This is a genomic window from uncultured Oscillibacter sp., assembly GCF_910584465.1.
In the GTDB taxonomy this organism is placed as follows: Bacteria; Bacillota; Clostridia; order Oscillospirales; family Oscillospiraceae; genus Oscillibacter.
Genome location: NZ_CAJUBK010000108.1, coordinates 1 through 4,429, shown reverse-complemented (window position 1 = coordinate 4,429; position 4,429 = coordinate 1). Strand labels below are relative to the sequence as shown.

Below are 4,429 nucleotides of genomic sequence, written 5' to 3'. Positions count from 1 at the left end.
CATGGGACCGATCCCATGCCGCTGCGCTTTCCCCTGGACGGATCAAAGGCGCTGGGCGACGGCGTCCAAAAACTCCTCGGTGTCCACGCCCCGGGCCGGGAAGCCCGGCTCCACCAGGGGGAGCAGGTCCTTCGTCATCACGCCCTCCTCCAGCGTCCGGAGGGACGCGGCTTCCAGCCGCCGGCCGAACCGGACCAGATCCTCCAGGGCGTCCAGCTCGCCCCGGCGCTTCAGCGCGCCGGACCAGGCGAAGATGGTCGCCATGGGATCGGTGGAGGTCCTCTCGCCGTTCAGATACCGGTAGTAATGCCGGGTGACGGTGCCGTGGGACGCCTCGAACTCCATGGTCCCGTCGGGGGAGACCAGCACGGAGGTCATCATGGCCAGGCTGCCGAAGGCGGCGGCGATCATGTCGCTCATCACGTCGCCGTCGTAGTTCTTCAGCGCCCAGATGAAGCCGCCCTTGGAGCGGATGACCCGCGCCACCGCGTCGTCGATGAGGGTATAGAAGTAGGTCAGGCCCCGGGCCTCGAACTGCGCCCGATAGCCGGAGGCGTACTCCTCCTCGAAGATCCGCTTGAACTCCCCGTCATAGACCTTGGCGATGGTGTCCTTCGTGGAGAACCAGAGGTCCTGCCCCTGGCTCAGGGCGTACTGGAAGCAGGAGCGGGCGAAGGCCCGGATGCTGGCCTCGGTGTTGTGCTGGCCCTGCCAGACGGCGGGGCCGTCCACGGTCTGGACGTGCAGCGCCTGCTCCGTGCCGCTCTCCCCCTTGAAGGTGAGGACGGCGGTGCCGGGCTCCTCCGTGGTCATGTCCACGGCCTTGTACATGTCGCCGTAAGCGTGGCGGGCGATGGTGATGGGCTTTTCCCAGTTCCTCACCACCGGCCGGATGCAGGGCAGGACGATGGGGGCCCGGAAGGCGGTGCCGTCCAGGATGGCCCGGATGGTGCCGTTGGGGGACTTCCACATCTCCGTCAGCTCCGGGTACTCCTCCATCCGCTGCTTGTTGGGGGTGATGGTGGCGCATTTCACGGCCACGCCCAGGCGCTTCGCGGCGTTGGCGGCGTCGACGGTGACCTGGTCTCTCGTGGCGTTCCGGTTCAAAAGGCCCAGGTCGTAATACTCGGTCCTCAAGTCCACGAAGGGCACGATCAGCTTCTCCTTGATCATCCTCCAGAGGATGCGGGTCATCTCGTCCCCGTCCATCTCCACCAGAGGGGTGGCCATTTGGATCTTTCCCATAAAAAACGCCTCCCTCAGTCCGCCCGTCCGGCGTAGTAGTTCATGAGGCACCCGTCCAGGAGGATCTCCCGCTCCTCCGCCGTCAGGCCCCGGACGTGGAGCAGGAGGTCCGCCTCGCCGCCGTCCGCCTGCAAGACCTTGGCGGGGATGTCCTCCCGGCCTGTCCGGATGGCCTCCCGGATGCCCGGGACGAAGATGCAGTCCCCCGCCTCCCAGGGGAACGCGGTCCCCTCGTCCAGGGTGAAGGGCAGGATGCCCCAGTTGATGCAGTTGGAGCGATAGCGCTTCGTGGCGAAGGCGAAGCAGATGTTCGCCAGGCCCCCCAGGACCTTCTGGCAGGAGGCGGCCTGCTCCCTCGCGGAGCCGTCGCCGGGCCTCATGGCGAAGACGCAGGAGCCGAACTGCGTGTCCTCCGCCCGGGCCCCGGCCCTCTCCAGCAGGGCCCGGAGCTTCTCCGGGACCTCCCCGGCCAGGCGCTCCGCCTCCAGCTCCGCCGCGGCCTTGGCCCGGCCCACGTAGGCGGGCTCCCGGCGGGAGAGGGTGTGCTCCGCCAGGCGCAGGGGATTGGAGCGGTAGGAGGAGGTCTCGCCGGAGGGGATGAGCTCGTCGGTGGTGGTGACCTCGTCCCGGAGGACCGCCGCCAGCTCCACCAGGAGGTCCTCCGCCAGGGGCCGCATCTTGGGCCAGTCGGTGATGTTGGGGCCGAGGATCAGCTCCTCCTCCGGATGGGGATGGCCGAAGCCGTCGTAGACCCGCTTTCGGTAGACCTCCCGGTCGAAGTGATAGGGGCGGCGGGCGGTCTCATAGTCGGCCTCCGTGGCGGGGACGATCCTCCCCCCGCAGCGGGCCGTGGCGGCGATGGACCGGGCGTCCATCAGGCACACGGCGGCGAACTGGCCCTCGCCGGGCTTGGAGCCCTCCCGGTTGGGGAAGTTCCGGGTGGTGTGGCGGAGGCTCAGGCCGTTGTGGGCGGGCACGTCCCCCGCGCCGAAGCAGGGGCCGCAGAAGCTGGGCTTGATGACGGCGCCGCTCCGCAGCAGGTCCGCCGCGGCCCCGATCTTCGTCAGCTCCAGGCTGACGGGCACGCTGGTGGGGTACACGTCCAGGGTGAAGCGGCCGTCGCCGCAGCTCCCGCCCCGGAGGATGTCCGCCGCCTCCGCGATGTTGTCGAAGAGGCCCCCGGCGCATCCGGCGATGACGCCCTGGTCGGCCCAGACGCCGCCGTCGCGGATCTTGTCCGTCAGGCGGACGTCCGCCTTGGGGAAGCGCCGCCGGGCGTCGACCTCCACCTCCGCCAGGATGTCCCCGGCATCGTCCAGGAACTCCCGGATGGTCCAGGCGTTGGAGGGGTGGAAGGGCAGGGCGATCATGGGCTCGATCTGGGACAGGTCCAGCTCGATGTACTTGTCGTACCACGCGAAGTCGCCGGGACGGAGCTCCCGGTACTCCTCCCCCCGCCCGTGGGCCTCGTAGAAGCCCCGGGTCTCTTCGTCGGTCTCCCAGATGGAGGAGAGGCAGGTGGTCTCCGTGGTCATGACGTCGATCCCGTTGCGGAAGTCGATGGGCAGGCCCGCTACGCCGGGACCGGCGAACTCCAGGACGCAGTTGTTCACGAAGCCCCGCTCGAAGGTGGCCTTCACCAGGGCGATGGCCGCGTCGTGGGGCCCCACGCCCCGCTTCGGCGCGCCGGTGAGGTAGACCAGGACGACCTTGGGATAGGGCACGTCCCAGGTGTTTTTCAAAAGCTGCTTGCAAAGCTCCGGTCCGCCCTCGCCCACGGCCATGGTCCCCAGGGCGCCGTAGCGGGTGTGGGAGTCGGAGCCCAGGATCATCTTCCCGCAGCCCGCCAGCTGCTCCCGTGCGTAGGAGTGGATGACGCTCTGGTTGGCGGGGACGTAGATGCCGCCGTACTTCCGGGCGGCGGAGAGGCCGAAGACGTGGTCGTCCTCGTTGATGGTGCCGCCCACGGCGCACAGGGAGTTGTGGCAGTTGGTCAGGGCGTAGGGGATGGGGAACTCCCGCATGCCGGAGGCCCGGGCCTGCTGGATGATGCCCACGTAAGTGATGTCGTGGCTGGCCATGGCGTCGAAGCGGATCTGGAGCTTTTCGGGGTCGCCGGAGACGCTGTGGGCCTGGAGGATGCTCCAGGCCAGGGTCCGCTCCCGTCCCTCGGCGGGGGAGATGGGAGCGGCGGAGCACAGGGCGCCCCCGGAGAGGAAGACGCCGCCGTCGTGGAGAGCGATCATGATCGAGACCTCCTGTGATACAACGATTTATCGTTCCGAGATGGGCACGTAAGGCACCCGCCGGCAGACGGTCTTGTAGGCGGGGCGGATGATCCGCGGATCTTCGGCGCAGCACTCCTCGATGCGGTGGGCGCACCAGCCGGGCATCCGGGCGCTGGCGAAGATGGCGGTATACAGGTCCGTGGGGATGCCCAGCAGCGTGTAGACGAAGCCGGAGTAGAGATCCACGTTGGCGCAGATGGGCTTGTCGGAGCCCCGGATCTCCTGGAAGACCTGGGGGGCCAGGCGCTCCACGGACTCGATGAGGTCCAGCTCGTCCACCATGCCCTTCTTCTCCGCCAGGCGGCGGGAGAACTGCTTGAGGATCTCCGCCCGGGGGTCGGAGAGGGTATAGACCGCGTGGCCCATGCCGTAGATGAGGCCCGTGCCGTCGCCCAGCTGGCGGCGGAGGATGCGGACCAGCTGGTCCTTGACCTGGCCGTCGTCCTTCCAGTCCCGGACGGCCCGTTTGAGGTACTTCATCATCTCCACCACCTTGATGTTGGCGCCGCCGTGGCGGAAGCCCTTCAGCGCGCCCACGGCGGCGGCGATGGAGGAGTAGAAATCCGTCCCGGAGGAGGTCAGCACCCGGCAGGCGAAGGTGGAGTTGTTGCCGCCGCCGTGCTCGGCGTGGAGGATCATGCAAAGATCCAGGAGCTTGGCCTCGTCGTCGTCGAACTGGGTGTCCTTGCGCAGGGAGTGGAGGAAGTTCTGGGCCACGCTCATGTCGGTCCGGGGCCGGTGGAGGTAGAGGCTGTCCTTGTCGAAGTAGTGGCACTTGGCCGCGTAGGAGTGGGCCACGATGGTGGGCGTCCGGGCCACCATGCGGAAGGATTTGAACAGCTCGTTCTCCAGCGTCATGTTCTCCGCCTCGCCGTCGTGGGAGTGGAGGGCCAGGA

The 4,429-nt window shown here is 68.3% G+C and carries 3 protein-coding genes; all 3 read right to left on the bottom strand.

Annotated features, from left to right (window positions below):
• Positions 1-42: 42 nt before the first annotated feature.
• Positions 43-1,245 (bottom strand): NADP-dependent isocitrate dehydrogenase, encoded by a 1,203-nt coding sequence (locus tag QZ332_RS13190; RefSeq protein WP_295766268.1) that lies wholly within the window; start codon positions 1,243-1,245, stop codon positions 43-45.
• Positions 1,246-1,259: 14 nt separating this feature from the next.
• A complete protein-coding gene (locus QZ332_RS13185) occupies positions 1,260-3,491 on the bottom strand; it encodes a hydratase (protein ID WP_295766267.1) in 2,232 nt (743 codons plus the stop codon).
• 27 nt (positions 3,492-3,518) lie between these two features.
• Positions 3,519-4,429, bottom strand: a 911-nt coding sequence (locus QZ332_RS13180) for a citrate synthase (RefSeq protein ID WP_295766265.1), incomplete at its 5' end; no start/stop codon positions are given.